A 25,141-nucleotide genomic window follows, 5' to 3' on the forward strand; every position below is an offset into this window, starting at 1 on the left:
CGCCGTCCCCCGGAGGCGCCGCCATGGTCAGGACCCGTACCGCCGAGGCCGAGGCCCGCACCGCCGAGCGGCGGGCCCGCACCGACTACACCGGCGGTGTCTACGGATCGCTGCTGGCCGCCTCCGTGATCGTCGGCGCGGGCGCGCTCGGTGCCTTCCCCCGCCTGGAGCTGGTCGTCCTGCTGCTGCTCACGGGAGTGGTCTTCTGGATCGCCCATGTGCACGCCCACCTGTTCGGCGCGCGGCTGGCCCAGCGGACCCTGGACCGCCGCACCGTGCTGCGCGTGTGCCGCGACGAGTGGCCCATCGTGAAGGCGGCGGTGCCCCCGGCGCTCGCGGTGGCGGTCAGTCCGCTGCTGGGCCTGGACCTGCGCGGCACGGTCTGGCTGGCGCTCGCGGTCGCCGTCGCCGGGCAGGTGGGCTGGTCCGCGGCGGCGGCGCGGCGTGCCGGGGCCTCGTGGGGCATGGTCGCCTCCAGCGCGGCGGTGAACCTGGTCATCGGCCTCCTGATCATCGCCTTCAAGCTGGCTCTCAAGCACTGAACGCCCGTCCGGACCGGTGGCGTGCCGCGGCATCACCTGCGCCGGGTGAGGCCCCGCCGGGTGCGTCCGGCGCACGATCGCTGCAACGGCGCGGTCCGCCCCCGGGCCGCGCGTGGGAGAGCAGCTCATGCGCTATGAGATCCGCGTCGACGGGCACATCTCGGAGACGCTCGCGGAAGCCTTCCCGGAGCTGGACCATGTCGTGATCTCCGGCCAGACCGTGCTGTTCGGTCCGGTCGTGGACCAGGCCCACCTCTACGAGCTGCTCGCCCGCTGCCAGTCCCTGGGCCTGAAGGTCCTGGAGATGCGCCGGCTGCCCGAGTGAGGCCGGGACGCCCCGGCTACGGAGGCGGCCGCCGGTCCCGCTGCCGCAGCCCCGTCTGGACGGCGGCCGCCAGGATCCGCGCCGCGACGCCGACCAGCAGCAGCCCGCCCAGCATCTGGAGCATCGCCATCACCCGGCCCAGCTCCGTCAGGGCGACGATGTCGCCGTAGCCGACCGTGGTGAAGGTGGTCAGCGCGAAGTACAGGGAGTCCGTCCGGGTCAGCGGCTCGGTGAAGGACCCCGGCACGGCACGCTCCAGCAGGTAGTAGGCGCTGGCGAAGAGGAGCAGGAACAGCGGCAGCGTCGCGGCGAGCGCCTCGACGGCCCGCAGCCGCGGGTGCGGCGAGCGCACGATGACGCGGATCTCCCAGCCGAACACCGCGGCCACCGCCACCAGGCCGCCGACCAGGATCAGCGACGTGGTCACCGTGTTGGCCTGGTCCATCGGCAGCCAGTAGTACGTGGCCACCAGGCCGCTGGTGATGAGGACGGTCCGGACCACGGACGCGACGGCGTCCCGCCGGCCCCGGCGAGGACGGCGGTCGGGCGGGCCCGTGGACGGCTCGCGAGGGGCGCCGTGAGCCCCGGCACCTGGTGGTTCGGTCATCTCGACCTGTTCCGTTCCCCGTACGCGCGCTCGCCGCGCGGGGCGGGCCGCGACCTCACTCCGGCGGCGGTGCGGACGAATCACCCGTCACGGGTGACCCGGCCGTCCCGCGGCCGAGGGAGCGTGACCGGGTGAGGTCCCCGCACGCCGTCCCGTCGGCGGCCCGGGCAGCGACCCGATCCGATCACGCGAGGAGGAGCCATGACCGTATCGCGTGATCCGGCACCGCGACCCGGGCCGGAACACACCCCCGGCGGGACGGCCACGGGTGCCGCCGGCGACCCCGAGGAGATGCTCGCCGGACTCGGCGGGTCCTGGAGCTGGATGCTCGGCTCGGCGCTGGCGACGCTCGTGCCGGGCGTGCTGATCCTGGTCTGGCCCGACGAGACCCTGCACGTGCTGGCCGTCGTCATCGGGCTGTACCTGCTGGTGGTGGGCGCGTTCCGGTTCGTCGCCGCGTTCTCCCGGGCGGAGCACGGCGAGCGCCTGCCCCGGCTGCTCATGGCGGTGCTGTTCGTCCTCGCCGGTGTGCTCTGCCTGCGCCACCCGATGCAGACCGTCGCGGCCCTGTCGCTGATCGTCGGGATCGTCTGGCTGGTCACCGGGATGCTCACCGCGTACACGGCCATCGGCGCCAAGGACCTGCCGCACCGCGGTCTCGTCCTCGCCACCGCGGCCCTCGGTGTGATCGCCGGGATCGTGGTGCTGGCGCTTCCGCTCCAGTCGGCGGTCGCGCTGACCCGGCTGCTCGGCCTGTGGCTGGTGCTGCTCGGCCTGGTGGAGATCGGCGTCGCCTTCGCCCTGCGGGCCGCGCTGCGCCGGGACGGCGGCGGACCCCCGCCCGGCACGCACGCACCGGCCTGAGCCGGGCCGGCCCCGGCCGGCCACGCCCGCCCGGATCCTGCGCGGGCGGCGGACCGGCCACGCACCACCGAAGCACGGACCGTACACGCACCGCACGGGCGACGGGCCACGCGCCGCCCGGGAACCGGACCGGGCGGCCACCGCACCGGGACCGGGCCGCCCCGCACCGCACCCGGGACGAGGCCGGTCCCGCACCGCCGGGCCACCGGCCGGCCCGAACGACCCAGGAGGACCCATGGCCCCGACCCCAGCCTCCGGCCCGCCGGATCCCGGCGGCACCCCGGAACCCGGGCCCGCCCTGTCCGCCGCGGAGCGCGAGGAGTACGAGCGCCTGCGCCGGGCCGCGACACTGCGCCACCGGCGGTCCCGCCGCGTGGGGGCGTCGCTCCTGCTGGTCCTCACGCTGGTCCTCGCCCCGCTCGCCGTCGTCGCGGCCTGGGTCCACTCGCAGGTCTTCGACACCGGCCGCTACGTCCAGACCGTCGCCCCGCTCGCCTCCGACCCGGTGGTGCAGAACGCCGTCACCGACCGGCTGACCACCCGCGTCGTGGACGAGATCGACGTGCAGGCGATCACCGCCTCGCTGACCAAGGCGCTCGCCAACGCCGGGGCGCCGCCCAAGGTCGTCGACGCCTCCACCGTGCTCACCGGTCCGCTGCGCAGCGCCGTCACCGACGTGGTGCGCCGGACCGTCAACAAGGTGATCACCAGCGACCTGTTCCGCGAGGTGTGGGTGAACGCCAACCGGCGTGCGCACTCCGCGGTGGTCGGCATGCTCTCGGGCAACCAGAACGGCGCCCTGCGCGCCCAGGGCGACACGGTGAAGCTGGACATCGGGGTCGTCGTGGACCAGGTCAAGCAGCAGCTGGTGAACGCCGGCTTCCAGAAGGCGTCGGCCATCCCCACCCCCGACCGCCAGATCACCCTCTTCCAGACCGAACAGCTCACCAAGGCGCAGAACGCGGTGCGGCTGCTGAACATCGTCGGGATCTGGCTGCCGGTGCTGGCCGTCGTCCTCGCCGCGGCCGCCGTCTGGGCCGCCCCGGCGCACCGCTTCATGCTGCTGGTCACCGCCTCCGGCATCGGCGTGATGATGGTGGTGCTGCTGGTCGCCCTCGCGGTCGCGCGCCAGATCTACCTCAACAGCGTCCCCCCGACGGCCCTGCCTGCGGACGCCGCCGCGGCCGTCTTCGACACCTTCGTCCGCTTCCTGCGCGACAGCGCGCGCACCCTCCTGGTCGTCGCCGTGATCACCGCCCTGGCCGCCTACCTGTACGGACCCGGACGCGGCGCGCGCGGCGTCCGCACGCTGACCCGGAAGGGCACCGGCGCCACCGGCCGGGCCCTGGAGCGCGGCGGCCTGCACACCGGCACGGCCGGCCACTGGCTGGACACCCACCGCGCCTGGACCACCGGCATCGTGATCGGCGCGGGCGCCCTGACCCTGGTGCTCTGGAACTACCCGACCACGGCGGTGGTGGCGCTCGTCCTCGCCGTCGTCCTGGTGGTGCTGTTCGCCCTGGCGGTCCTCGCGGACGCGGCCGGGCCGGACGCCGCCCCGGCCTCGGGCGGAGCGGGCCGTGCGGTGCCGTGACCGGGGCCGCGACGCGGCCCCTGCGACGGTGCGGGGCGGCGGGTCCGGCGGTCCGGGCTCGCGCCGTCCCACGCTCACCCGTCCCGGGTGAGGCCGAGGGGTTCTTGCCGTGCGCACGCTGAGAACGGCACCGAGCCGCAGCCGGGCCGAGGACCGGAACGGAGGAGAGACATGAACGCACAGATCTACCTGGCGTACGACTATCCGCTGCTGAGCGCCTTCTGGACCATGCTGTGGTTCTTCCTGTGGATTCTGTGGTTCATCCTGCTCTTCCGGATCATCGTCGACATCTTCCGCGACGACTCCATGAGCGGGTGGGCCAAGGCCGGCTGGCTGGTCTTCTGCGTCCTGCTGCCCTTCCTCGGGGTCCTCGTCTACGTCATCGCCCGCGGCAAGGACATGGGCCGCCGCGAGGTCGCGCAGGCCCGCGCCCAGCAGCAGGCGTTCGACTCCTACATCCGCGAGACCGCGGGCAGCGGCGGAGGTGTCGACGACCTCGCCAGGCTCTCCGAGATGCGTGCCCGGGGCGACATCACCGACGAGGAGTTCGGCCGCGCCAAGGACCAGCTCCTGAGCGGCGGCGCACCCGCCGGCAGGCCGGCCTCCTCCTCCACCCCTTCCTCCACCCCCTCCACCCCCGGCCGCTAGAACACGCCGGACGACAAGGAAACGAGGCACCAGGATGACCACCACACACCACGCTCAGCCGGAGTCGGCGAAGCAGCAGTGGGCAACCGGGCTGATGATGTTCGGCGCCGTCATGCTCATGATCGGCGGCGTGCTGGACATCTTCCGCGGCATCATGGGCATCGCCAAGAACAACGTCTTCGTGACCACGCCCAACTACGTGTTCCAGTTCAACCTCACCGGATGGGGCTGGGTCCATCTCCTCCTCGGAGCGGCCGCCGTGGTCGTCAGCCTGGGACTGTTCCAGGGAGCGATGTGGGCACGCGTCGGCGGCGTGGTCATCGCCGGGCTCATCATCATCGCCAACTTCCTCTCCCTGCCGTACTACCCGGTGTGGTCCATCGTGGCCATCGCCATCTCCGGGTTCGTGATCTGGGCGCTCTGCGTGGTGCGCCCCGAGGGACCCGCCGGCGCCCGGTAGGCCCCGTGCCGACCGGGACCGGGCTGCGCCGGAGGAGGGTGCGGCGGGCCGACGAGGCCCCCGCGCCCTCCGTCGTGCGGGGCCCGGCCGGGGAAAGGAGGAGCGCGGTGCGGACCGGACGCCGGGAGCGGTCCGCCGGACGGCCGGCGGCGGCCTCGCGCTGGACCCCCGCGGTCTGGGCGCGCCTGGCCCTGATCACCCTGTTCGCCGCCGCACTCGTCCCGCCGGCCGCGGCCGGCGCGGCCGGCGCGGCGTGGGTCCTGCTCGGCGTCGCCGGGCTGGTCCTCGCGGCCGCCGGCCTGTGGTGGGCGCTCGCCCACGCCGGACTCGTACGGATCGCGGGCCTCGTCCTGGTCGTCGCGGCCCCGCTCGCCGTCCTCGCCCTCTACGCCCGGCACGGGCTGCTGATGCCGGCCGTGCTCTCCCTGGCGCTCTGGGCGCTGGCCCTGGCGGCCGCGCGCGTCGCGCTGACCCCGCGCGCCGCCGCGTCCCCGCCTCCGGAGGCGGCCGTCGCGCCGCCGCTGCGGCCCTGGGTCGCGATGAACCCGCGCTCGGGCGACGGCAAGGTCGCCAGGTTCCGGCTGGCCGAGCGGGCGCGGGCGGCGGGAGCCGACGTCGTCCTGCTCGACCCCGGCGGCCACGACGACGTCGCCGAGCGGGCCCGGCAGGCGGTCCGTGACGGGGCCGACCTGCTCGCGGTGGCCGGAGGCGACGGAACGCAGGCGCTGGTGGCCGAGGTCGCGGCCGCCCACGACCTGCCGTTCCTGGTGATCCCGGCCGGCACCCGCAACCACTTCGCGCTCGACCTCGGCCTCGACCGCGAGGACCCCGCGGCCGCCCTGGAGGCCCTCACCGACGGCGTGGAACTCCGCGTCGACCTCGGTTTCGCCGCCGACCGGGTGTTCGTCAACAACGCCTCCTTCGGCGTCTACGCGGCCGTGGTCGGCGATCCCGCCTACCGGGAGGAGAAGCTGCGCACCACCTTGCAGGCACTGCCGCCGCTCCTCACCGGCGACGCCGCGCCCCGGCTGCGGATGCGCGCCGGGGCCACCCGCCTCGACGGCCTCCAGGCGCTGCTGGTCAGCAACAACCCCTACCGCCGCTTCGTCGACACCGCGCACCCCGGGCGCCGGGAGCGGCTGGACTCCGGGCTGCTCGGCGTCCTGTGCGTCCGCGTCGACAACGCCGCCGAGGCCGTCGGCGTCCTGGCCGGCGCCCACGCCCCGGACACCCCGGACGGCCCCGGCGAGGGGCCGGCCGCCGGGGTGCTGCGGCTGACCGCGCCCGACGTCGTCGTCGAGGCCGACACCCCCACGGTCGCGGTGGGCATCGACGGCGAGTCCGTCCGGCTGCCCGCACCCGTCGTGTGCCGGATCGTCCCCGGGGCCCTGCGGGTCCGCGTCCCGCGCCGCCGCCCCGGCACCCCGCCCCGCCGCCCGCCCGCCGACTGGCGCCGCGTCCGGGACCTGGCCCGGCACCGCACCCGGACCGGCGGGTGAACTCGCTTATCACGCCACGGCCCACGGGCGACAGAGGGGAGGTGGGCAGGCAGAGGATCTCCGCGAACTCGCCACAATCTGGGAGGGAGTGCGCGGCAACCGCACCCAGCCGCGTGAGAATGCGTGGGGCATGAGAGCGTGAGCCGAGTGAGTGAGAAGACGGCCGCACCCCTGCAGTACCGCTTTGACGGACCGGAAGACGCCCCGGTCCTGATCCTGGGACCGTCCCTCGGCACCACCTGGCACATGTGGGACCGGCAGATTCCCGAACTGACCAAGCAGTGGCGCGTCTTCCGCTTCGACCTCCCGGGCCACGGCGGCGCCCCCGCGCACCCCACCGGTTCGGTCGCGGACCTGGCGAACCGTCTGCTCGCCACCCTGGACGGGCTCGGCGTGCAGCGCGTCGGCTACGCGGGCTGCGCCCTCGGCGGCGCGATCGGCATGGAGCTGGCGCTCCGCCACCCCGAGCGCCTGGCGTCCCTCGCGCTGATCGCCGCATCGCCCCGCTTCGGCACCGCCGACGAGTTCCGGCAGCGCGGGGTGATCGTCCGCACCAACGGACTCGACCCCATCGCCCGTACCTCCCCGGACCGCTGGTTCACCGCCGGCTTCGCTGCGGCGCAGCCCGCGATCACCGAGTGGGCCGTGCAGATGGTCCGCACCACCGACCCCGGCTGCTACATAGCCGCATGCGAGGCGCTCGCCTCCTTCGACGTCCGCGCCGAACTCGCCCGCATCGGCGTGCCGACGCTGGTCCTGGTCGGCTCCGAGGACCAGGTCACCGGCCCCGCCCAGGCCCGCACCCTGGTGGCCGGCGTCCCCGACGCCCGCCTCGCGGTGGTCCCCGGCGCCTCCCACCTGGTGCCCGTCGAACAGCCCGGCGCCGTCACCGACCTGCTGGTGCGGCACTTCTCCACCGCATGGCAGCCCGGCTACGACCGGAGCACCGGCCACATGGCCATCGTGGCGCCCCCGGTCAAGCCGGTCCTGGCCGCGCCCCCGCAGCCCGTACCCGTCGCCGAGATCGCCCCGGCCGCCGCGCCGCCCGCCGTCGCGGGCGGCGGCCGTCCGGACCCCCACGACGCCGGGCTCAAGCTCCGCCGCGAGGTCCTCGGCGACGCCCATGTGGACCATGAGCTGGCCGGGGCCGACGACTTCTCCGGCGACTTCCAGGAGCTCCTCACCCGGTACGCCTGGGGCGAGGTGTGGAACCGGCCCGGCCTCGACCGCCGCACCCGCAGCGCCGTCGCCCTCACCGCGCTGGTCGCGGGCGGCCACCAGGACGACCTCGCTTCCCACCTGCGGGCCGCCCTGCGCACCGGCCTCACCCCGGGCGAGATCAAGGAGGTGCTGCTGCAGACCGCCGTGCACTGCGGCGTCCCGGCCGCCGGCCGCGCCTTCCGGGTGGCCCAGCAGGTGATCCGCGAGGAGACCACCCCGACGGAGTGAGCGGCCCCGCCGCCTGTCCCCCCGGCCGGCGTCCGCCCGGTCCGGGGACCGGGAACACCCCCGGGCGGCGCCCCGCGTGCGGGCCCGCGGGGCAGGATGGGACGCATGAAGCTCACGAAGAAGTCGCACGCCTGCATCCGCCTCGAGAAGGACGGGCGGACCCTCGTCGTCGACCCCGGCGGGTTCAGCGAGGAGGACGCAGCGGTCGGCGCGGACGCGATCCTCGTCACCCACGAGCACCCCGACCACTTCGACGAGGGCCGGCTGCGCGCCGCGCTGGAGGCCGACCCGGACTGCCGGATCTGGACCCTGAGGTCCGTGGCGGAGCAGCTCACCGCGGCCTTCCCGGGCCGTGTCCGCACCGTCGGCCACGGTGACACCTTCACCGCCGCCGGCTTCGACGTCGAGGTCCACGGCGAGCTGCACGCGGTGATCCACCCGGACATCCCGCGCGTCACCAACGTCGGCTACCTGATCGACGGCGGCCGCGTCTTCCACCCCGGCGACGCGCTCACCGTGCCCGGCCGCCCCGTCGAAACGCTGATGCTGCCGGTGCACGCCCCCTGGAACAAGATCGCCGAAGTCATCGACTACGTCCGCGAGGTCGCGCCGCAGCGCGCCTACGACGTCCACGACGCCCTCCTCACCGACCTCGCCCGCCCGATCTACGACCGCCAGATCGGCGCCCTGGGCGGCGCCGAGCACCTGCGCCTCGCGCCCGGCACGTCCGCCGAGGTCTGACGCCCGGAGCGGCGGCCGGGGGGCGCGGCGGCCGGACGGGGGCGTTGTCGTACCCGCCCGGTACTTTGGAGGACATGCGCATCGCGACCTGGAACGTGAACTCGATCACCGCCCGCCTCCCGAGGCTCCTGGCCTGGCTGGAGAGCAGCGGCACCGACGTGCTGTGCCTCCAGGAGGCCAAGATCGCCGAGGAGCAGTTCCCGTTCGAGCAGCTGCGCGACGCGGGCTACGAGGCCGCCGTCCACGCCACCGGCCGGTGGAACGGCGTGGCGGTGCTCTCCCGCGTCGGCCTCACCGACGTGGTCAAGGGCCTGCCCGGCGACCCGGGCTACGACGGCGTCCAGGAGCCCCGCGCCCTCGCGGCGACCTGCGGCCCGGTCCGCGTCTGGTCGGTCTACGTGCCCAACGGCCGCGAGGTCGACCACCCCCATTACGCGTACAAGCTCCAGTGGTTCGAGGCGCTGCGCGCGGCGGTCGCGGGCGACGCGTCCGGCGACCGCCCCTTCGCCGTCCTCGGCGACTACAACGTCGCCCCCACCGACGACGACGTCTACGACACGGCCGCCTTCGAGGGCAGCACCCATGTCACCCCCGCCGAGCGCGCCGCCCTGGCCGGCCTGCGCGAGGCCGGCCTGAGCGACGTGGTCCCGCGCCCCCTGAAGTACGACCGGCCGTACACGTACTGGGACTACCGCCAGCTCTGCTTCCCGAAGAACCGCGGCATGCGCATCGACCTGGTGTACGCCAACGCGCCCTTCGCCAAGTCGGTCACCGACGCCTACGTGGACCGCGAGGAGCGCAAGGGCAAGGGCGCCTCCGACCACGCACCGGTGGTCGTGGACCTGGACGCGTAGCGGACCGTACGGCGCGCCGGGCCGCCCGCGCGCCCCGGTTCGTCCGGCGCTCCGGCCGCCGTGCCCCCGCCGTGCAACCCTCCGGGCCCGCCGTCCGTCTCCTACGGCGGACCCCCGGCGCACCCCGGCCGGATCCGCCAGGGATCGGGGCCCGGCGCCGAGCCGTGCCCCTCCCGCGACGCAGCCCCGGGGCGCCCGCACCTCCGCGCGGAGGCGGCCGGCACACGAGGAACGGAGAACCGGACGCCGTGCGGCACCACGAAGGGCCCCGCCCCCCGGCGCGCACCGCGCCCCCGCACCTGATCCGGCGCCAGGCCCTCGCCTTCGTCCTGGTCGGCACGGTCAACACCGCGACGTACTACGGCCTCTACCTGCTGCTCCTGACGGCCCTGCCGTATCTCGCCGCGCACGTCCTCGCGTTCCTGCTGAGCATGACCACGGCCTTCTTCCTGCACGCGCGCTTCACCTACCGCACCCGGCCCACCTGGCGGAAGTTCCTGCTCTTCCCGCTGACCAACGCGACCACCTTCCTCGTCACGACGGCCGGTGTGTACGTGAGCGTCGACCTCCTGCACACCGGGAGCCGCCTCGGCCCGCTGCTCGCGTCGGCCGCGGCCGTCCCGGTCACCTTCCTGCTGTCCCGCACGATCATGCTGTCCCGCGCCGAGCGGGGCCGCGGCCGCCCCGCACCGGCCGCATCCCCGCTCCCGCTCCGTGCCCCGGCACTCCCGCTTCCGCCCCCGGCACCCCCGCTGCCCCTCCCGGACCCGGCACTCCGGCCCGCCCTGGAGCCGGCCGGTCCCGACTGAGGCCCCCGCGTGCCGGGCCCGCACGGCTGCGGGAACCAGGGCCGCGCGCCTGTGGTGCGGAGGCCGGTGGGAGTGCCACGCTGGGGTGATGGACATCCCCTTTCTGGGCAGATGGCGCAGGAGGCACGGGTCCGCCTCGGCGGTCGCGGTGTTCTCCGAGGACGCCGAGGACACCGGGGGCCGGGAGAGCCCGGCCGAACTGCTCTCCGAATGCGAGCTGCTGCGCTCCCAGGCGGCCGGGGCCGGACTCCGACTCGACGACACCGCCGCCTCGTTGGAGGCGCTGGACCAGTTGCTGCCGCGCTGGCGCGACGACGAGGAGACCCTGCCCCGGCTGGGCAACGACGCGGGGCTCTACCTCGGCACCGTCGTGGTGCGCACCGTCCCCGGCGCCGGATGGCGGATCCTGCCGGGCGGGACGCCGGTCGTGCGGCTGGCGTCCGGACGTGAGGTCGACGTGGTGACGGCCGGTCAGGGCTGGGCCGTCGCCGGGGTCCCGGAGCTCTCGCAGGTGTACGCGGAGGCCGCCGAGGCATAGCCCCGGGGTCCTCGCACGACGGCACCACGTAAATACGGCTAATGCCAGAAGGGTGCGTGTCGGGTGTCAAGTCCGGTCGGAGCTGGATAGTTTGCGGCAACCACGACACAGCTGAGAGCGAGTGGGGCTGGGTATGGCCGTCGATCCGTTGATCGAGCTGCGTGACGTCACCTCATCAAGCGGCTGGTGGTGCCGCTGAAGGGCGCGCCACGTCCCGCTTCCCGCTCGCCGACGAGCGGTTGCCCCACCGCCCGGCCCGACGCGTCGGACCTCGACTAGGATGTGCCGTTCATCCCTGTGCTGTCGGTGATCCGGCCGAACTCCACGGGGAACGGGACGCTGCTGCCGGGTGGGTACCCCCCACGGCCCTCGACCGCAGGGGGCAGCAGTCCACAGAGCCATACCCGGCCGGCGGCAGCCGGAGATCACTTCTCGCGCAGCGGGACGGACACGTACGACGGATCGTCCGCAGGCGAGGAGAAGGTCAGCTGCGCGCCGGACGGGTTGTGCTCGCTGTAGAGCGGGTCGACCGTGTCGACCACCAGGGCCAGCCGATGACCGGTCGGGACGTCGTAGGCCGTCGAGTACAACGGCAGGTCGACGCCGAACGGGCGGCCGGGTGTCCGCCCGTACCAGGTGTACGGCGCGTGCGTGACCAGCTTGCCGAGGCCGAGCGGGCCCACGTCGTACAGATAGGCCATGAAGGTGCCGCGCTCCCGGTTCGGGGTGAGCGTGGTGTGGACCGTGGCGGCGCCCCGCACCTGCTGCGGGGCGGCGTACCGCTCCGACTGCCACACCGCGGCCCAGCGGCGCGGCAGCAGCGGCATCCAGGCCATCGGCGGGATCCTCGCCACCTGGTCGAGGGTGCTGGAGAGGAACACCACCCCGCCGTCCGCCCCGGAGTCGACGTTGGCGTGGACGGTGGAGGTGCCCGCCAGGTCGACCTTCCGCCGGGTCGCGCCCACCGACTTCCAGTCCGGGTAGCCCTCGTAGCCGCCCGCGGAGCGGGACTTCAGTTGCACCGGCTGCTCGTGGTCGATGCCGTTGTCCACACCCCGCAGGTAGTGGTCGAGCCAGCGCCGCGTGTCGCTCCACACGTCGTTGGGCAGTCCGAACAGGCCGGGCAGTTCGGCGGTCGCGTGGTCGCCGGGCCGCAGTTCCAGGCGCTTGGGGCCGGTCAGTCTCTCGTAGAAGTCGGTGTACTGGTTGGGCGAGAAGATGCTGTCGCCCCAGGCGTTGGCGAGCATGACCGCCGTGCCGTTGCGGTTGAGCCGGTCGACGTAGGTCGCGGCGGAGCGCTTGCGCCCCCAGGCGATCAACTGCGGCTCCTTGGCCAGGTCGCCGGCGTAGAAGTCGTCGAAGACCCGCCGGACCTCGGGGCTCTCGCGGCCGGTGACGGTGGCCGTGCCGTCCAGCAGGGCGGCGGCCTCGACGTGCTGGGTGCGGCCGGAGTAGATCGAGGCGATCAGATCGGCCCAGCCGCTGAGCGAGGCCACCGCCTTGATCCGGGGGTCGTGCTCGGCGGCGAGCAGGCTGATGCCGGCGCCGTACGACACGCCCGCCATGCCGATGTGGCGCGGGTCCGACGGGGTGTGGGCGAGAGCCCAGTCGATCACCTTCGAGGCGTCGGCCCAGTCCGGTGGGCCGGCCACTTCTATCTGCCCGCCGGACTGCCAGAAGCCGCGCACGTTGTAGCTGACGACCACATAGCCGGCGTCGGCGAGCTTCTGCGCCTGGGCGAGGTACTCCACCTGCGGCAGGCTCCAGCTCGTGGGCATCACGACCAGCGGGTACCGGCGGGAGCCGTCGGCGCCCGCCGGGGTCACCACGTTGCACTTCAGGACGGTGCCGCCGTCGCCGGTGATGTCGACGAAGCGGACGCCGCCCGGGGCCGCCTGCGCGGCGGGGGCGGAGCCGAGGACGCCGCCGGCGATCAGGGCGGCCGAGACGGCGCCCACGGCGGTCGTGCGCAGGGTCTTCGTGCGGTGGGTTCCCACGGACCACTCCTCACTCGTGTCAGTGCAAAGTGACCAGACGGTAACCTCGGCGCCTTACCGGAAGTAACCTGTCGGTAAGTTACGTACGGGTAAAGCTTGTTGACGCCTCCACCACAGGTCCGCCGGGCCCGGCGGACCGCCCGCCCGTCAGTCGGCCGCGCGGTGCGAGGCACGCGAGGCGCGCGAGGTGCGGGCCGGGGGCCGGGCCGGCGCCTGCTCCGGCTCCGGGAGCGGCGTCTGCGCCGCGCGGGTCACGTCCGCGACCAGCTCCACCACGTCGGGGCCGTACGCCTGCGAGTTGACCACCTTCAGCAGCAGGACGAAGGAGCCGTTGCCGTACTTGCGGGTCAGCCGCTCGTGGTGGCGGGCGAGGTAGCGGGTGGCGGCCTGGTTGGTGATCGCCCGCTGGCCGCAGAACAGGAACACCGGCCGGGACGTGCGGCGCTCCCCGACGGTCAGGCGCGCCAGCAGCACGTACTCGCTGCGCCCGGCCTCCATCCGGTACTGCTCGCCGCCGATCCGGAACGCGCCGCGGTCCGGCCCCGGCTCGGCCTCCACGTTCACCCGGACGCCGGGCAGCAGGGAGTGAAGGTGTGCGGCCATCCGGCGGTTCGAGGCGGGCCCGCCGACGCAGAACTCGGTGCGCTCGCCGAAGCCCTGCTGGGTCGCGTCGTGCGCGACGACCTGGGCGGCGGCGTGGCAGTCCTTGATGAGGGCGGACAGCTCCAGCAGGGCGAACACGTCGTGCCGGGTCACCGTCAACTCCGGCCCGCCGGCGTCCCGGTTGACCACGAGCAGCGACTCGGAGTTGTCCGGCATCCCGAAGAAGGCCTGCTTGCGGCGGAGCCTGCGCCGCCACAGGTAGGTGCGGGCGAGCCAGCCCAGCGCGGCACTGATGCCGGCGGCTATCACACCCAGGACGATGTTGCGCACGTCGTCGGTCATGCCCGCGCATGCTAGCGGTTCGGGCGGAACAGTGTTCGAGACGGTCCTGACGAGGCCATGGCAATGGTTTAGGCTGCGCGGACGGTCTCGGACTGGAGGTGCGGATGCGTCGCCCTGTCGCACGCAAACTGGCCATTCTCGCGGTGTCGGCCGCCCTGGTGTCGGTGGGGGCCACGGCGCCCCCGGACGGCAGAGCCCGGCCGGCCGCCGAGAAGACTCCCGTCGCGGTCGGCTACGGCGGCGCCGTGGCCAGCGTCGACCCGGACGCCTCCGCCGCCGGCATCGAGGTGCTGCGCAAGGGCGGCAACGCCGTCGACGCGGCCGTCGCCACCGCCGCCGCCCTCGGCGTCACCGAGCCCTACTCCTCCGGCATCGGCGGAGGCGGCTACTTCGTCTACTACGACGCCCGGACCCGCTCGGTGCACACCATCGACGGGCGCGAGACGGCTCCGCGGACCGCCGACTCCGGCCTCTTCCTGGAGAACGGCAAACCCCTCGCCTTCAACGACGCCGTCAGCAGCGGCCTCAGCGTCGGCACCCCCGGCACCCCCGCCACCTGGCAGGCCGCCCTGGACGCCTGGGGCACCCGGCGGCTCGGCTCGGTGCTGCGGCCCGCCGAGCGGATCGCCCGCGACGGCTTCACCGTCGACGACACCTTCCGCTCGCAGACGGCCGCCAACGAGACCCGGTTCCGCTACTTCCCGGACACTGCACGCCTGTTCCTGCCCGGCGGGCAGCTCCCGGCCGTCGGCTCCACCTTCAAGAACCCCGAACTGGCACGCACCTACGAGGAACTGGGCGACAAGGGCACCGACGCGGTCTACCACGGCGACATCGGCGACGCGATCACCCGCACCGCCGACCACCCGCCGGTCGACCCCAAGTCCGGCTGGAACGCCCGGCCCGGCAAGCTGTCGGACCAGGACCTCGCCGCCTACCGCGCCAAGTACCAGGCACCGACCAGGACTTCGTACCGCGGCCTCGGCGTCTACTCCATAGCGCCCTCCTCCTCCGGCGGCACCACGGTCGGCGAGGCGCTCAACATCCTGGAGCGGACGAACCTCTCGAAGGCCAGCGAGGTCCAGTACCTGCACCACTACATCGAGGCCAGCCGCATCGCCTTCGCCGACCGCGGACGCTGGGTCGGCGACCCGGCCTACGAGGACGTACCGACGAAGGGGCTGCTGTCGCAGCGGTTCGCCGACTCGCGGGCCTGCCTCATCAAGGACGACGCGGTCCTGCACAGCCCCCTCGCCCCGGGCGACCCGCGCCACCCGGCACCCTGCCAGAAGGGCGGCAAGGCGGCCCCGACCACCTACGAGGGGCAGAACACCACCCACCTCACGGTCGCCGACCGGTGGGGCAACGTCGTGTCCTACACCCTCACCATCGAGCAGACCGGCGGCAGCGGCATGACCGTCCCCGGCCGGGGATTCCTGCTCAACAACGAGCTGACCGACTTCTCCTTCGCCCCGGCCAGCCCGGCCGTGCACGACCCGAACCTGCCCGGTCCGGGCAAGCGGCCGCGCTCGTCGATCTCGCCGACCATCGTCCTCGACCGGCAGGACCGGCCCGTGGTCGCGCTCGGTTCGCCCGGCGGCGCGACCATCATCACCACCGTGCTCCAGACGCTGACCGAGTTCCTCGACCGAGGGCTGCCGCTGGTCGACGCGATCGCCGCGCCGCGCGCCAGCCAGCGCAACGCGGCGACCACCGAACTCGAACCCGGCCTGTACGACAGCGCGACGCGCAGGCAACTGGAGGCGATCGGGCACTCCTTCACCCTCAACCCCGAGATCGGCGCCGCCACCGGAGTACAGCGGCTGCCGAACGGCAAGTGGCTGGCCGCGGCGGAGAAGGTGCGCCGGGGCGGCGGCTCGGCGATGGTGGTGGACCCGGCCCCGTGACGACGTCGCGGGCGGGCCGGTCGTCGGTCCGCCCCGCCGCACCACCCGGCACCGGGCCGAGCGGGTCACGTGGTGGCCGCCGTCCGGCTTCCGGCGCCTTCCGGCACGATCCGCCGTCGGATCGTGCGGGGCCGCATACCGGGGCCGTGGCGGGCGCGCCGCGCGCCGGACGCGCCGGGGGATCCCGGGCGGCGCCGGGTTCGGGTCAGGGGGTGGACGGGGCCGGTGCGGCCGCCGGGTCCCCGGTGCCGTCCGTGCGGAAGGTCAGCCGGTCGTCCACCGCGTCCACCATGACCCGCCCGCCCTCGGCGATGCGGCCGTCGAGGAGCAGCCGGGACAGGTGGTTGTCCACCTCCCGCTGGATGGTGCGGCGCAGCGGACGCGCGCCGTACTCCGGCTGGAACCCGCGTCGCGACAGCCAGTCCACCGCGGCCTCCGTGAAGTCCACGCCCACGCCCTGCGCCTTCAGCAGCCTGCGGGTCCCCTCCAGCAGCAGCTGGGTGATCTGCCGCAGTTCCTCGGGACTGAGCCGGCGGAAGGCGACGATCTCGTCGATCCGGTTGAGGAACTCGGGGCGGAAGTGCTCGCGCAGCGGCCGCAGCACCTGCTCCCGGCGCGCCTCCTCGTCCGCCTCGCCGTCGCCCGCCCCGAAACCGATCCCGGCGCCGCGCCGGGAGACGGCCTCCGAACCGAGGTTGCTGGTCATCACGATCACGGTGTGCGTGAAGTCCACCGTGCGGCCCTGCGCGTCGGTGAGCCGCCCGTCGTCGAGCACCTGCAGCAGGATGTTGAAGACGTCCGGGTGCGCCTTCTCCACCTCGTCCAGGAGGAGCAGCGAGTACGGGTGGCGCCGCACCACCTCGGTCAGCTGCCCGGCCTCCTCGTGCCCCACGTATCCGGGCGGGGCGCCCACCAGCCGGCTGACCGTGTGCCGCTCCTGGTACTCGCTCATGTCCAGTCGCACCATCCGGTCCTCGCTGCCGAACAGCGCCTCCGCCAGCGCCCGGGCCAGCTCGGTCTTGCCGACGCCGGTCGGGCCGAGGAACAGGAAGCTGCCGATCGGCCGGTCCGGGCTGGCCAGCCCGGCGCGGGAGCGCAGCACCGCGTCGGCGACGGCGGCGACGGCCTCGTCCTGCCCGACGACCCGCCGGTGCAGATGCTCCTCCAGGCCGAGCAGCCGGTCCTTCTCCTCCTGGGTGAGGCTGCTCACCGGGATGCCGGTCAGCCGCGAGACCACCTCGGCGATCGCCTCCGCGGTGACCACCAGGTTCTGCCCCTCGTCGGCCTCCTCGTCCCCGCTCGCCGCCGTGATCTGCTGCTTCAGCTCGTTGATCCGGTCCCGCAACTGCGTGGCCTGCTCGTACTGTTCGTCCGCGACCGCGTGGTCCTTGTCGAGGACGAGGTGCTCGAGCTCGCGCTCCATGGCCCGGACGTCCGTGCCCTTGGTCCGCGCGCGCAGCCGCACCCGCGCGCCTGCCTGGTCGATCAGGTCGATCGCCTTGTCCGGCAGCCGCCGGTCGGACAGATAGCGGTCGGACAGCTCCACCGAGGCCACCAGCGCCTCGTCGGTGTAGCGGACCTGGTGGTGCGCCTCGTAGCGGTCGCGCAGCCCGCGCAGGATCTCGACGGCGTCCTCGACGGACGGCTCGGACACCAGGATCGGCTGGAACCGGCGGGCCAGCGCCGCGTCCTTCTCGATCCGGCGGTACTCCTCCAGTGTCGTCGCGCCCACCACGTGCAGCTCGCCGCGGGCGAGCGCGGGCTTGAGGATGTTGCCCGCGTCCATCGCCCCGCCCTCGCCGCCCGCCCCGGCCCCGACGACGGTGTGCAGCTCGTCGATGAAGACGATCAGGCGGTCGGAGTTGTCGCGGATCTCGCCCACGATGCTCGTCATCCGCTCCTCGAAGTCGCCCCGGTAGCGGGTGCCCGCCACCACCCCGGTGAGGTCCAGCGCCACGACCCGGCGGCCGGCCAGCACGTCGGGCACGTCGCCGTCGGCGATCCGCTGCGCCAGCCCCTCCACGACGGCGGTCTTGCCGACGCCCGCGTCGCCGATGAGCACGGGGTTGTTCTTGCCGCGGCGGGAGAGCACCTCGATGGTCTGCTCGATCTCCTGGTCGCGCCCGATCACCGGGTCGATGCGCCCCTGCCGGGCCAGATCGGTCAGGTCCCGCCCGAACTTGTCCAGGGTGGGCGTCGCGGAGTGCCGCGGCCGCCGGCCCTCGACGCGCTGCTGCGCGGACTCCGCCGGCTCCGGCGGCAGGCCGCTGCCGGCCGCGTAGCGGGCCGCGTTGAGGATGTGGCCGGCCGCGGAGTCCGGGTTCGCCGCCAGGGCGCTCAGCACGTGCTCGGGCCCGATGTGCCCGGCGCCGCTCGCCCGGGCCATGTCGTGCGCGTCCAGCAGGGCGCGCTTGACGGCCGGGGTGAGCGAGAGCGAGGTGGGCGGCGGGGCCTCGCCCGGGGGGTGCTGCACCGGACCGGACCGCTCGTCGATCTGCGTCGCCAGCGACTCCGGGTCCGCGCCGGCCCGGCTGAGCAGGCTCCGGGTGGGCTCCGCGGTCAGTGCGGCGCGCAGCAGGTGCTCGGTGTCCAGGTCCCGGCTGCCGTGCTCGGCTGCGTACTGGGCCGCGCCCCGGACGAGCTCCCGGGCGGGCTGGCTCAGCAGCCGTCCGATGTCGATCTGCCGGGGGCCGGGGCGCGGGCCGCTGAAGAAGCGGGCGAGGAATTCACCGAAGGGGTCGTCCTCCGGGCCGATGAAGCCGTTGGTCATCGCGTCCCTCCGTGCCTGACGACATGCCGGCGCCGGTCACCCGGCCGGGTGGTTCCTGCCACGATGTCACGATCTGCACCGCGGGGCATGTCCGGAAGGCGCCGGGCGGCGCGGGCTGGAGGAGGCGTCCCGGAGGGCGGGCCGGGTCAGTCGGGACGCCGCTCCGTGAGGATGCGCGGGCCCGCGTCCGTGACGGCCACGGTGTGCTCCACGTGGGCCGCGCGGGACCCGTCGGTGGTGCGCAGGGTCCACCCGTCGGCGGCCGCGCGGTAGCCGTCGGTGCCGCCGGCGATCAGCATCGGCTCGATCGCGAGGACCATGCCGTGGCGCAGCGGGAGGCCCCGGCCGGGGCGCCCCTCGTTCGGCACGGGCGGGTCCTCGTGCATGCGCCGGCCGATGCCGTGGCCGCCGAATCCGTCCGGGATGCCGTAGCCCGCCGCCCGGCACACCGTGCCGACGGCGTGCGCGATGTCCCCGATGCGGTTGCCGACGACGGCCGCCGCGATGCCCGCGGCCAGCGCGCGCTCGGCGGTCTCCACCAGACGGACGTCGGCCGGGCGCGGCTCGCCCACGACGAAGCTGACGGCCGAGTCGCCGGCCCATCCGCCCAGCTCGGCGCCGAAGTCGAGGGAGACCAGGTCGCCGTCGCGCAGCCGGTACCGGGTGGGGACGCCGTGCACGATCGCGTCGTTCACCGAGGCGCACAGGACGGCCGGGAAGGGGACCGGGGCGAAGGAGGGGCGGTAGCCGAGGAACGGCGACGTCGCGCCCGCCTCGCGCAGGGTCCCGCGCGCCAGGCCGTCAAGCTCCAGCAGGGAGACGCCGACGCCGGCGGCCTCGCGCACGGCGGTCAGCGTCCGCGCGACCACCTGGCCCGCCTCGTACATGGCCTCGATCGATGTGTCCGTCTTCAGCTCCACCATGCCAATTACTATACCGGTATTAGAATGACGGCATGGTGCGCACCCCCCTCACCCCCGAAGAACGCGAGCGCGGCGAGCGGCTCGGCCGGCTGCTGCGCGAGGCCCGCGGCGGCCGCAGCATGACCGCGGTCGCGGCGAGTGCGGGGATCTCCGCGGAGACCCTGCGCAAGATCGAGACGGGCCGCGCCCCGACACCGGCCTTCTTCACGGTGGCGGCGCTGGCCCGCGCCCTCGGCCTGTCCATGGACGAGCTGGCCGAACACTGCACGCCGCTCCCGGTCTGACGCCGCCCCGTCCGAGGGGCCGGCCCGGCGGCGCGGAGGGCATCCCGCGGCACGGCGTCGCACGCCCCGCCGCCGAGGTCGGCAGGGCCGTGCTGGGCCTCGCCGCGCTCGGGCGCCACCGCGAGGTGCCGGTCCTGCTCGACGCCTACGTCCGGGCGCGCACCCCGGAGGGGGCGGCGCGCAGCGCGGGGGAGGGCCCGCGGCGGCCGGCCCCCCTGCTCCTGGAGGCCGCCCGGGGCGTGTCCGGGGAGCCCCTCGGGGACCTCGTGCACGCTCTCCGCGTCGCGGGCCGCGCCGGCCGACCACCCGGGACACCTCCCGGGCCCACCCGTCCCACACCCCCCTCAGACCCCGTCCGGCCCTCCCGGGCAGGGCGGGACGTCCCGCCCGGTCACCCCTCACTCACCCACAGGGGTGTGAATCGTGATCGACTCCGCGGGTTCGCGACGATGGTCTTGGCAAGGCGGTCCCGGGGGCTTACGTTCGACCCTCTACGCCCTGCTCTACGTGCGTAGAGGCTGTGACGTACCGCCGAAGGAGCAGCTCATGGCCAACGTCGTCCGCGCGGCCCTGGTCCAGGCCACCTGGACCGGCGACACCGCGTCCATGATCGCCAAACACGAGGAGCACGCCCGGGCGGCGGCCCGTGAGGGCGCCCGGGTCATCGGGTTCCAGGAAGTCTTCAACGCGCCCTACTTCTGCCAGGTCCAGGACCCGGAGCACTACCGCTGGGCCGAGCCGGTCCCGGACGGGCCGACCGTGCGCCGGATGCAGGACCTCGCCCGTGAGACCGGCATGGTCGTCGTCGTGCCCGTCTTCGAGGTCGAGCAGGCGGGCTTCTACTACAACACCGCCGCCGTGATCGACGCCGACGGCACCTACCTCGGCAAGTACCGCAAGCACCACATCCCCCAGGTGAAGGGCTTCTGGGAGAAGTTCTACTTCCGCCCCGGCAACCTCGGCTGGCCCGTCTTCGACACCGCCGTCGGCAAGGTCGGCGTCTACATCTGCTACGACCGCCACTTCCCCGAGGGCTGGCGGCAGCTCGGTCTGGGCGGCGCCCAGCTCGTCTACAACCCCTCGGTCACCCACCGCGGCCTGTCCGCCCACCTGTGGAAGCTGGAACAGCCGGCGGCCGCCGTCGCCAACGAGTACTTCGTCGCCGCGATCAACCGCGTGGGCCGCGAGGAGTACGGCGACAACGACTTCTACGGGACCTCGTACTTCGTCGACCCGCGCGGGCAGTTCGTCGGGGACGTCGCCGACGACACCAAGGAGCAACTCCTCGTCCGCGACCTCGACTTCCAGCTGATCGACGAGGTCCGGCAGCAGTGGGCCTTCTACCGCGACCGCCGTCCCGACGCCTACGAAGGGCTGGTCCGGCCATGAGCGACCTGTACGCCCGTCACCGGGCCGTCCTGCCCGACTGGCTGGCCCTCTACTACGAGGACCCCATCGAGATCACCCACGGCGAGGGCCGCCACGTCTGGGACGCCGACGGGCGGCGCTACCTGGACTTCTTCGGCGGCATCCTCACCACCATGACCGCGCACGCGCTGCCCGAGGTGACGAAGGCGGTGAGCGAGCAGGCCGGCCGGATCATCCACTCCTCCACGCTCTACCTCAACCGCCCGATGGTGGAACTGGCCGAACGCATCGCCCAGGTGAGCGGCATCCCGGACGCCCGCGTCTTCTTCACCACCTCCGGCACCGAGGCCAACGACACCGCCCTGCTGCTCGCCACCGCCCACCGCCGCAGCAACGCGATCCTGGCCCTGCGCAACAGCTACCACGGCCGCTCCTTCAGCACGGTGGGCATCACCGGCAACCGCGGCTGGTCCCCGACCTCGCTGTCCCCGCTGCAGACCCTCTACGTGCACGGCGGCGTCCGCACCCGCGGCCCGTTCGCCGACCTGGACGACGACGCGTTCGTCGCCGCCTGCACCGACGACCTGCGGGACCTGCTCGGCCACACCCGGCCGCCCGCCGCCCTGATCGCCGAACCCGTGCAGGGCGTCGGCGGGTTCACCTCCGGCCCGGACGGACTCCTCGGCGCCTTCCGCGAGATCCTCCGTGAGCACGGCGTGCTGTGGATCTCCGACGAGGTGCAGACCGGCTGGGGCCGCACCGGCGACCACTTCTGGGGCTGGCAGGCCCACGGACAGAACGGCCCGCCGGACATGCTCACCTTCGCCAAGGGCGTCGGCAACGGCATGTCCATCGGCGGCGTCGTCGCCCGCGCCGAGATCATGAACTGCCTGGACGCCAACAGCATCTCCACCTTCGGCGGCACCCAGCTCACCATGGCGGCCGGCCTCGCAAACCTCGCGTACCTCCTGGAACACGACCTCCAGGGCAACGCCCGGCGGGTCGGCGGCCTGCTCATCGAGCGGCTGCGGGCCGTCGCCGCGCAGCTTCCCGGGGTGCGCGAGGTGCGCGGGCGCGGCCTGATGATCGGGGTGGAGATGGCCGTACCCGGCACGGACCGCGCCGACCCGCGGGCGGCCGCCGCCGTGCTGGAGGCGGCCCGCGCGGACGGCCTGCTCATCGGCAAGGGCGGCGGCCACGACACCAGCGCCCTGCGCATCGCCCCGCCCCTGTCCCTGACCGTCGCGGAGGCCGAGGAGGGCGCCGCGATCCTCGAACGCGCGCTGCGGAGCGCGCAGTAGCAACCGGCCCCCGGCCCCCGGCTCCGACCGGCGACCGGGGGCCGGGTCGGAAGCACCGGTCCGAGCCGGTCCGAGCAAGGGAACACGCCATGACCACCGCCTCGGAAGCCCTGAAGCCCACCGGGCAGCCCGAATCCGCCCTGTCGGTCCGCCAGGTCCTCACCCTGGAGCGGGTGCTGGCCGGGGAGCCGGAGGTCGTGGCGGGCGCGGGTCAGCTCGACCGGCCGGTGCGCTGGGTGCACGTCGCCGAGGCCGCCGACGTCGGCGTGATGCTCAGCGGCGGCGAGATGGTGCTGACCACCGGCGTGCTGCTCGCCGGCGACGAGGACAAGCAGGCCGAGTACATCCGCTCGCTGCACCGCGCGGAGGCGGCCGCCGTGGTCCTCGGCCTCGGCCGGGCCTTCCCCGCTCCGCCGGACGTGATGCGCCGGGCGGCCGAACGCTGCGGACTGCCCCTGGTGGTGCTGCACCGCCCCTTCCCCTTCGCGGAGCTGACCGAGGAGGTCCAGTCCCGCCTGGTGCGGCGGAAGTTCGCCGCCGTCAGCCTGTCGGAGTCCGTGCGCACCGCGCTCACCGCGCTGATCACCGCGGGCGCCCCGCTGCAGCGGCTGCTCGACGAGGTCGCCGCGCACAGCGCCTGCCCCGTCGTCGTCACCAACCTCGCCCACCGCGTCCTCGCCACCGCGGGGGAGCGTCCGGCGGTGGACGACGTGCTGCGCGACTGGGAACGCATCGCCCGGCAGGCCGGCGGCAGCGAGGGCGACGGCTGGATCCGCGCCGAGCTGGGCGGCCGCGGCGAGCGCTGGGGCCGGATCCTGCTCTGCGGGCACCGCGGCGACACGGCCACCGGACGGCTGCTCGCCGACCGCGCCGCCGAGGCCCTCGTCCTGCACCGCATGCTCGGCGGGACCGTCGCCTGCTCGTGGGAGGAGCAGTCCGCGCAGAGCCTGCTCACCGACCTGGTCAGCGGCGTGGTACCGGCCCGGCAGCTGCTGCCCCGGGCGCGCGCCGCCGGACTGCCCGTCAACCGGCGCACCTTCGTCCCCCTCGTCGTCCGCCACGGCTCACCCGCCGAACTCGACCGCCTGCTGCGCCTGCTGGGCCTGTCCGGGCTGGTCGCCGAACTCGCCGACGACGCCACCGCCGTCCTGCTCAGCCTCGCCCGCGACCAGGACGCGGACGCCCTCACGACGCACTTCGCGGCGCGGCTGCGCGCCGAGTCCGGCACCGCCCGCACCGTCGTGGCCGCCGCGCACGCCCGGACCGCGTGGGACGACGTGCCCGCCGGACTGCGCGAGGCCCGGCACGTCGCCGACGCCGTCGCGGACTCCGCGGCCGGCCTCGCCCTGCCGCCCGTGGTGCGCCTGCGGGACGTCCATCTGCGCGGCCTCGTCCGGCTGCTGCGCGACGACCCGCACGTGCAGTCCTTCGCCGAGCGGGAGCTGGACGGGCTGCTCGAACCCGGCGACGACGACCTGCTGTCCGTGCTGCGCACCTACCTCGCCACCGGCCGCAACAAGTCCCGCACCGCCCAGCTGCACCACGTCTCCCGGCCCGCGCTCTACCGCCGCCTTGAGGTCATACAGAGCCGGCTCGGCGTCGACCTCGACGACTTCGAGCAGGCCGCTTCGGTGCACATCGCGCTCCTCGCGCACGATGCGCAACAACAGTGACCCCGACGTCCGAAACAGCCGGGCAACGCGGCACGAGCTGGGAAAACGGCGGTGAAACATGGGGCAGGGCCAGAGTGACACAGTGGCACGCCGCACCCGCGCAGACGTGACACGGTGCACATCGAAGCGGGCTCGCCCCCTTCCCTACGCTCGCCGCACACCGAACGAGTGGAGGTCCCGATGAGCAGAGTGATCCGAGCCGCCCTCTTCCAGACCGCCTGGACCGGCGACAAGGAGTCGATGATCCGCGTCCACGAGCAGGCGGCCCGCGACGCGGCCGCCCAGGGCGCCCAGGTCCTGTGCTTCCAGGAGCTGTTCTACGGACCGTACTTCTGCCAGGTCCAGGACCCGGCGTTCTACGAGTACGCCGAGCAGATCCCCGAGGGCCCCATCGTGCAGCGCTTCCAGTCGCTGGCCAGGGAGCTGGGCATCATCCTCATCCTACCGATGTACGAGGAGGAGCAGCCCGGCGTGCTCTACAACACGGCCGCCGTGATCGACGCGGACGGCTCGTACCTCGGCAAGTACCGCAAGACCCACATCCCGCAGGTCAAGGGCTTCTGGGAGAAGTTCTACTTCCGTCCGGGCAACGGCGGATGGCCGATCTTCGACACCGCCGTCGGCAGGATCGGCGTCTACATCTGCTACGACCGTCACTTCCCGGAGGGCTGGCGGGCCCTCGGCCTCGGCGGCGCCGAGGTCGTCTTCAACCCGTCGGCGACCTCGCGCGGACTGTCCGGCTACCTGTGGCAGCTGGAGCAGCCGGCGGCCGCCGTCGCCAACGAGTACTTCGTCGGCGCGATCAACCGGGTCGGCGTCGAGGAGTACGGCGACAACGACTTCTACGGGACCTCGTACTTCGTGGACCCGGAGGCGCAGTTCATCGGCGAGGTCGCCAGCGACAAGGAGACCGAACTCGTCGTGCGCGACCTGGACATGGCCAAGCTGCGCGAGGTCCGCGACCGCTGGCAGTTCTACCGGGACCGCGAGCCCGGCACCTACTCCCCGCTGACCGCCCCCTGACCCCCGGGTGCCCCGCGTGA

22 protein-coding genes and 1 pseudogene are annotated in these 25,141 nt (G+C 74.1%); 18 read left to right on the forward strand and 5 right to left on the reverse strand.

Annotated elements, in window-relative coordinates:
• Positions 1-23: 23 nt before the first annotated feature.
• Together P3H78_RS08335 and P3H78_RS08340 are read left to right on the forward strand one after the other, a co-directional pair.
• Entirely contained in the window at positions 24-542 is a 519-nt protein-coding gene (locus P3H78_RS08335) for a hypothetical protein (protein WP_276108186.1), read from the forward strand.
• Between the two features lie 127 nt (positions 543-669).
• Positions 670-867, forward strand: coding sequence for a DUF8691 family protein (locus P3H78_RS08340; RefSeq protein ID WP_276108187.1), 198 nt, complete (start codon positions 670-672; stop codon positions 865-867).
• Between the two features lie 16 nt (positions 868-883).
• Here the strand turns inward: P3H78_RS08340 and P3H78_RS08345 are convergent, their stop codons facing one another.
• Positions 884-1,369, reverse strand: a complete 486-nt coding sequence (locus P3H78_RS08345; protein ID WP_313884390.1) for a potassium channel family protein — start codon at positions 1,367-1,369, stop codon at positions 884-886.
• Positions 1,370-1,675: 306 nt separating this feature from the next.
• On the opposite strand from P3H78_RS08345, the gene P3H78_RS08350 reads away from it, so the two are divergent.
• The 10 genes and pseudogenes from P3H78_RS08350 (at position 1,676) to P3H78_RS08395 (ending at position 10,930) form a co-directional block, all read left to right on the forward strand.
• Complete coding sequence (locus P3H78_RS08350) at positions 1,676-2,338, forward strand: HdeD family acid-resistance protein (protein ID WP_276108189.1); 663 nt, start codon at positions 1,676-1,678, stop codon at positions 2,336-2,338.
• Positions 2,339-2,573: 235 nt separating this feature from the next.
• Positions 2,574-3,932 (forward strand): hypothetical protein, encoded by a 1,359-nt coding sequence (locus P3H78_RS08355; RefSeq protein ID WP_276108190.1) that lies wholly within the window; start codon positions 2,574-2,576, stop codon positions 3,930-3,932.
• A 171-nt stretch (positions 3,933-4,103) separates the two neighbouring features.
• Complete coding sequence (locus P3H78_RS08360; RefSeq protein ID WP_276108191.1) at positions 4,104-4,580, forward strand: SHOCT domain-containing protein; 477 nt, start codon at positions 4,104-4,106, stop codon at positions 4,578-4,580.
• 34 nt (positions 4,581-4,614) lie between these two features.
• Complete coding sequence (locus tag P3H78_RS08365; RefSeq protein WP_276108192.1) at positions 4,615-5,040, forward strand: DUF7144 family membrane protein; 426 nt, start codon at positions 4,615-4,617, stop codon at positions 5,038-5,040.
• A 107-nt stretch (positions 5,041-5,147) separates the two neighbouring features.
• A complete protein-coding gene (locus tag P3H78_RS08370) occupies positions 5,148-6,539 on the forward strand; it encodes a diacylglycerol/lipid kinase family protein (RefSeq protein WP_438827922.1) in 1,392 nt (463 codons plus the stop codon).
• A gap of 147 nt (positions 6,540-6,686) precedes the next feature.
• Positions 6,687-7,988 (forward strand): bifunctional 3-oxoadipate enol-lactonase/4-carboxymuconolactone decarboxylase PcaDC, encoded by a 1,302-nt coding sequence (gene pcaDC, locus P3H78_RS08375; RefSeq protein ID WP_276108193.1) that lies wholly within the window; start codon positions 6,687-6,689, stop codon positions 7,986-7,988.
• 105 nt (positions 7,989-8,093) lie between these two features.
• Positions 8,094-8,729: an MBL fold metallo-hydrolase gene (locus P3H78_RS08380; protein WP_276108194.1), complete on the forward strand. Its 636-nt coding sequence runs from the start codon at positions 8,094-8,096 to the stop codon at positions 8,727-8,729.
• 74 nt (positions 8,730-8,803) lie between these two features.
• The gene (locus P3H78_RS08385) at positions 8,804-9,583 is read left to right on the forward strand and encodes an exodeoxyribonuclease III (protein ID WP_276108195.1); all 780 of its coding nucleotides are present in this window, start codon (positions 8,804-8,806) and stop codon (positions 9,581-9,583) included.
• Between the two features lie 299 nt (positions 9,584-9,882).
• A pseudogene (locus P3H78_RS08390) lies at positions 9,883-10,251 on the forward strand (GtrA family protein); the annotation flags it as partial.
• Between the two features lie 229 nt (positions 10,252-10,480).
• Positions 10,481-10,930 (forward strand): DUF6278 family protein, encoded by a 450-nt coding sequence (locus P3H78_RS08395; RefSeq protein WP_276108196.1) that lies wholly within the window; start codon positions 10,481-10,483, stop codon positions 10,928-10,930.
• Between the two features lie 425 nt (positions 10,931-11,355).
• Here P3H78_RS08395 and P3H78_RS08400 read toward each other — a convergent pair whose 3' ends face one another.
• Positions 11,356-12,927: a CocE/NonD family hydrolase gene (locus tag P3H78_RS08400; protein WP_276108197.1), complete on the reverse strand. Its 1,572-nt coding sequence runs from the start codon at positions 12,925-12,927 to the stop codon at positions 11,356-11,358.
• Between the two features lie 147 nt (positions 12,928-13,074).
• Positions 13,075-13,872, reverse strand: coding sequence for a hypothetical protein (locus P3H78_RS08405; protein ID WP_276108198.1), 798 nt, complete (start codon positions 13,870-13,872; stop codon positions 13,075-13,077).
• A gap of 104 nt (positions 13,873-13,976) precedes the next feature.
• Between P3H78_RS08405 and ggt the strand changes: the two genes are divergently transcribed.
• Positions 13,977-15,779 (forward strand): gamma-glutamyltransferase, encoded by a 1,803-nt coding sequence (gene ggt / locus P3H78_RS08410; RefSeq protein WP_276108199.1) that lies wholly within the window; start codon positions 13,977-13,979, stop codon positions 15,777-15,779.
• Between the two features lie 205 nt (positions 15,780-15,984).
• Here the strand turns inward: ggt and P3H78_RS08415 are convergent, their stop codons facing one another.
• Positions 15,985-18,549 (reverse strand): ATP-dependent Clp protease ATP-binding subunit, encoded by a 2,565-nt coding sequence (locus tag P3H78_RS08415; protein ID WP_276108200.1) that lies wholly within the window; start codon positions 18,547-18,549, stop codon positions 15,985-15,987.
• Positions 18,550-18,695: 146 nt separating this feature from the next.
• Entirely contained in the window at positions 18,696-19,472 is a 777-nt protein-coding gene (gene map / locus P3H78_RS08420) for a type I methionyl aminopeptidase (RefSeq protein WP_276108201.1), read from the reverse strand.
• A gap of 32 nt (positions 19,473-19,504) precedes the next feature.
• On the opposite strand from map, the gene P3H78_RS08425 reads away from it, so the two are divergent.
• From P3H78_RS08425 to P3H78_RS08445, 5 genes are all read left to right on the forward strand, one after another.
• Positions 19,505-19,756, forward strand: coding sequence for a helix-turn-helix domain-containing protein (locus P3H78_RS08425; RefSeq protein ID WP_276108202.1), 252 nt, complete (start codon positions 19,505-19,507; stop codon positions 19,754-19,756).
• A 546-nt stretch (positions 19,757-20,302) separates the two neighbouring features.
• Positions 20,303-21,145 carry a nitrilase-related carbon-nitrogen hydrolase gene (locus tag P3H78_RS08430; RefSeq protein WP_276108203.1) on the forward strand — a complete coding sequence of 281 codons (843 nt, stop codon included), beginning with the start codon at positions 20,303-20,305 and terminating at the stop codon, positions 21,143-21,145.
• On the forward strand, positions 21,142-22,425 hold the full coding sequence (locus tag P3H78_RS08435) for an aspartate aminotransferase family protein (protein WP_276108204.1): 1,284 nt from the start codon (positions 21,142-21,144) through the stop codon (positions 22,423-22,425). The genes P3H78_RS08430 and P3H78_RS08435 overlap by 4 nt, the downstream gene beginning before the upstream one ends.
• 89 nt (positions 22,426-22,514) lie before the next feature.
• Positions 22,515-24,098: a PucR family transcriptional regulator gene (locus tag P3H78_RS08440; protein ID WP_276108205.1), complete on the forward strand. Its 1,584-nt coding sequence runs from the start codon at positions 22,515-22,517 to the stop codon at positions 24,096-24,098.
• A gap of 180 nt (positions 24,099-24,278) precedes the next feature.
• Positions 24,279-25,121 (forward strand): nitrilase-related carbon-nitrogen hydrolase, encoded by an 843-nt coding sequence (locus tag P3H78_RS08445; RefSeq protein WP_276108206.1) that lies wholly within the window; start codon positions 24,279-24,281, stop codon positions 25,119-25,121.
• The last annotated feature ends 20 nt before the right edge of the window (positions 25,122-25,141 follow it).

It is taken from the genome of Streptomyces tropicalis, assembly GCF_029269835.1.
GTDB lineage: Bacteria > Actinomycetota > Actinomycetes > Streptomycetales > Streptomycetaceae > Streptomyces > Streptomyces tropicalis.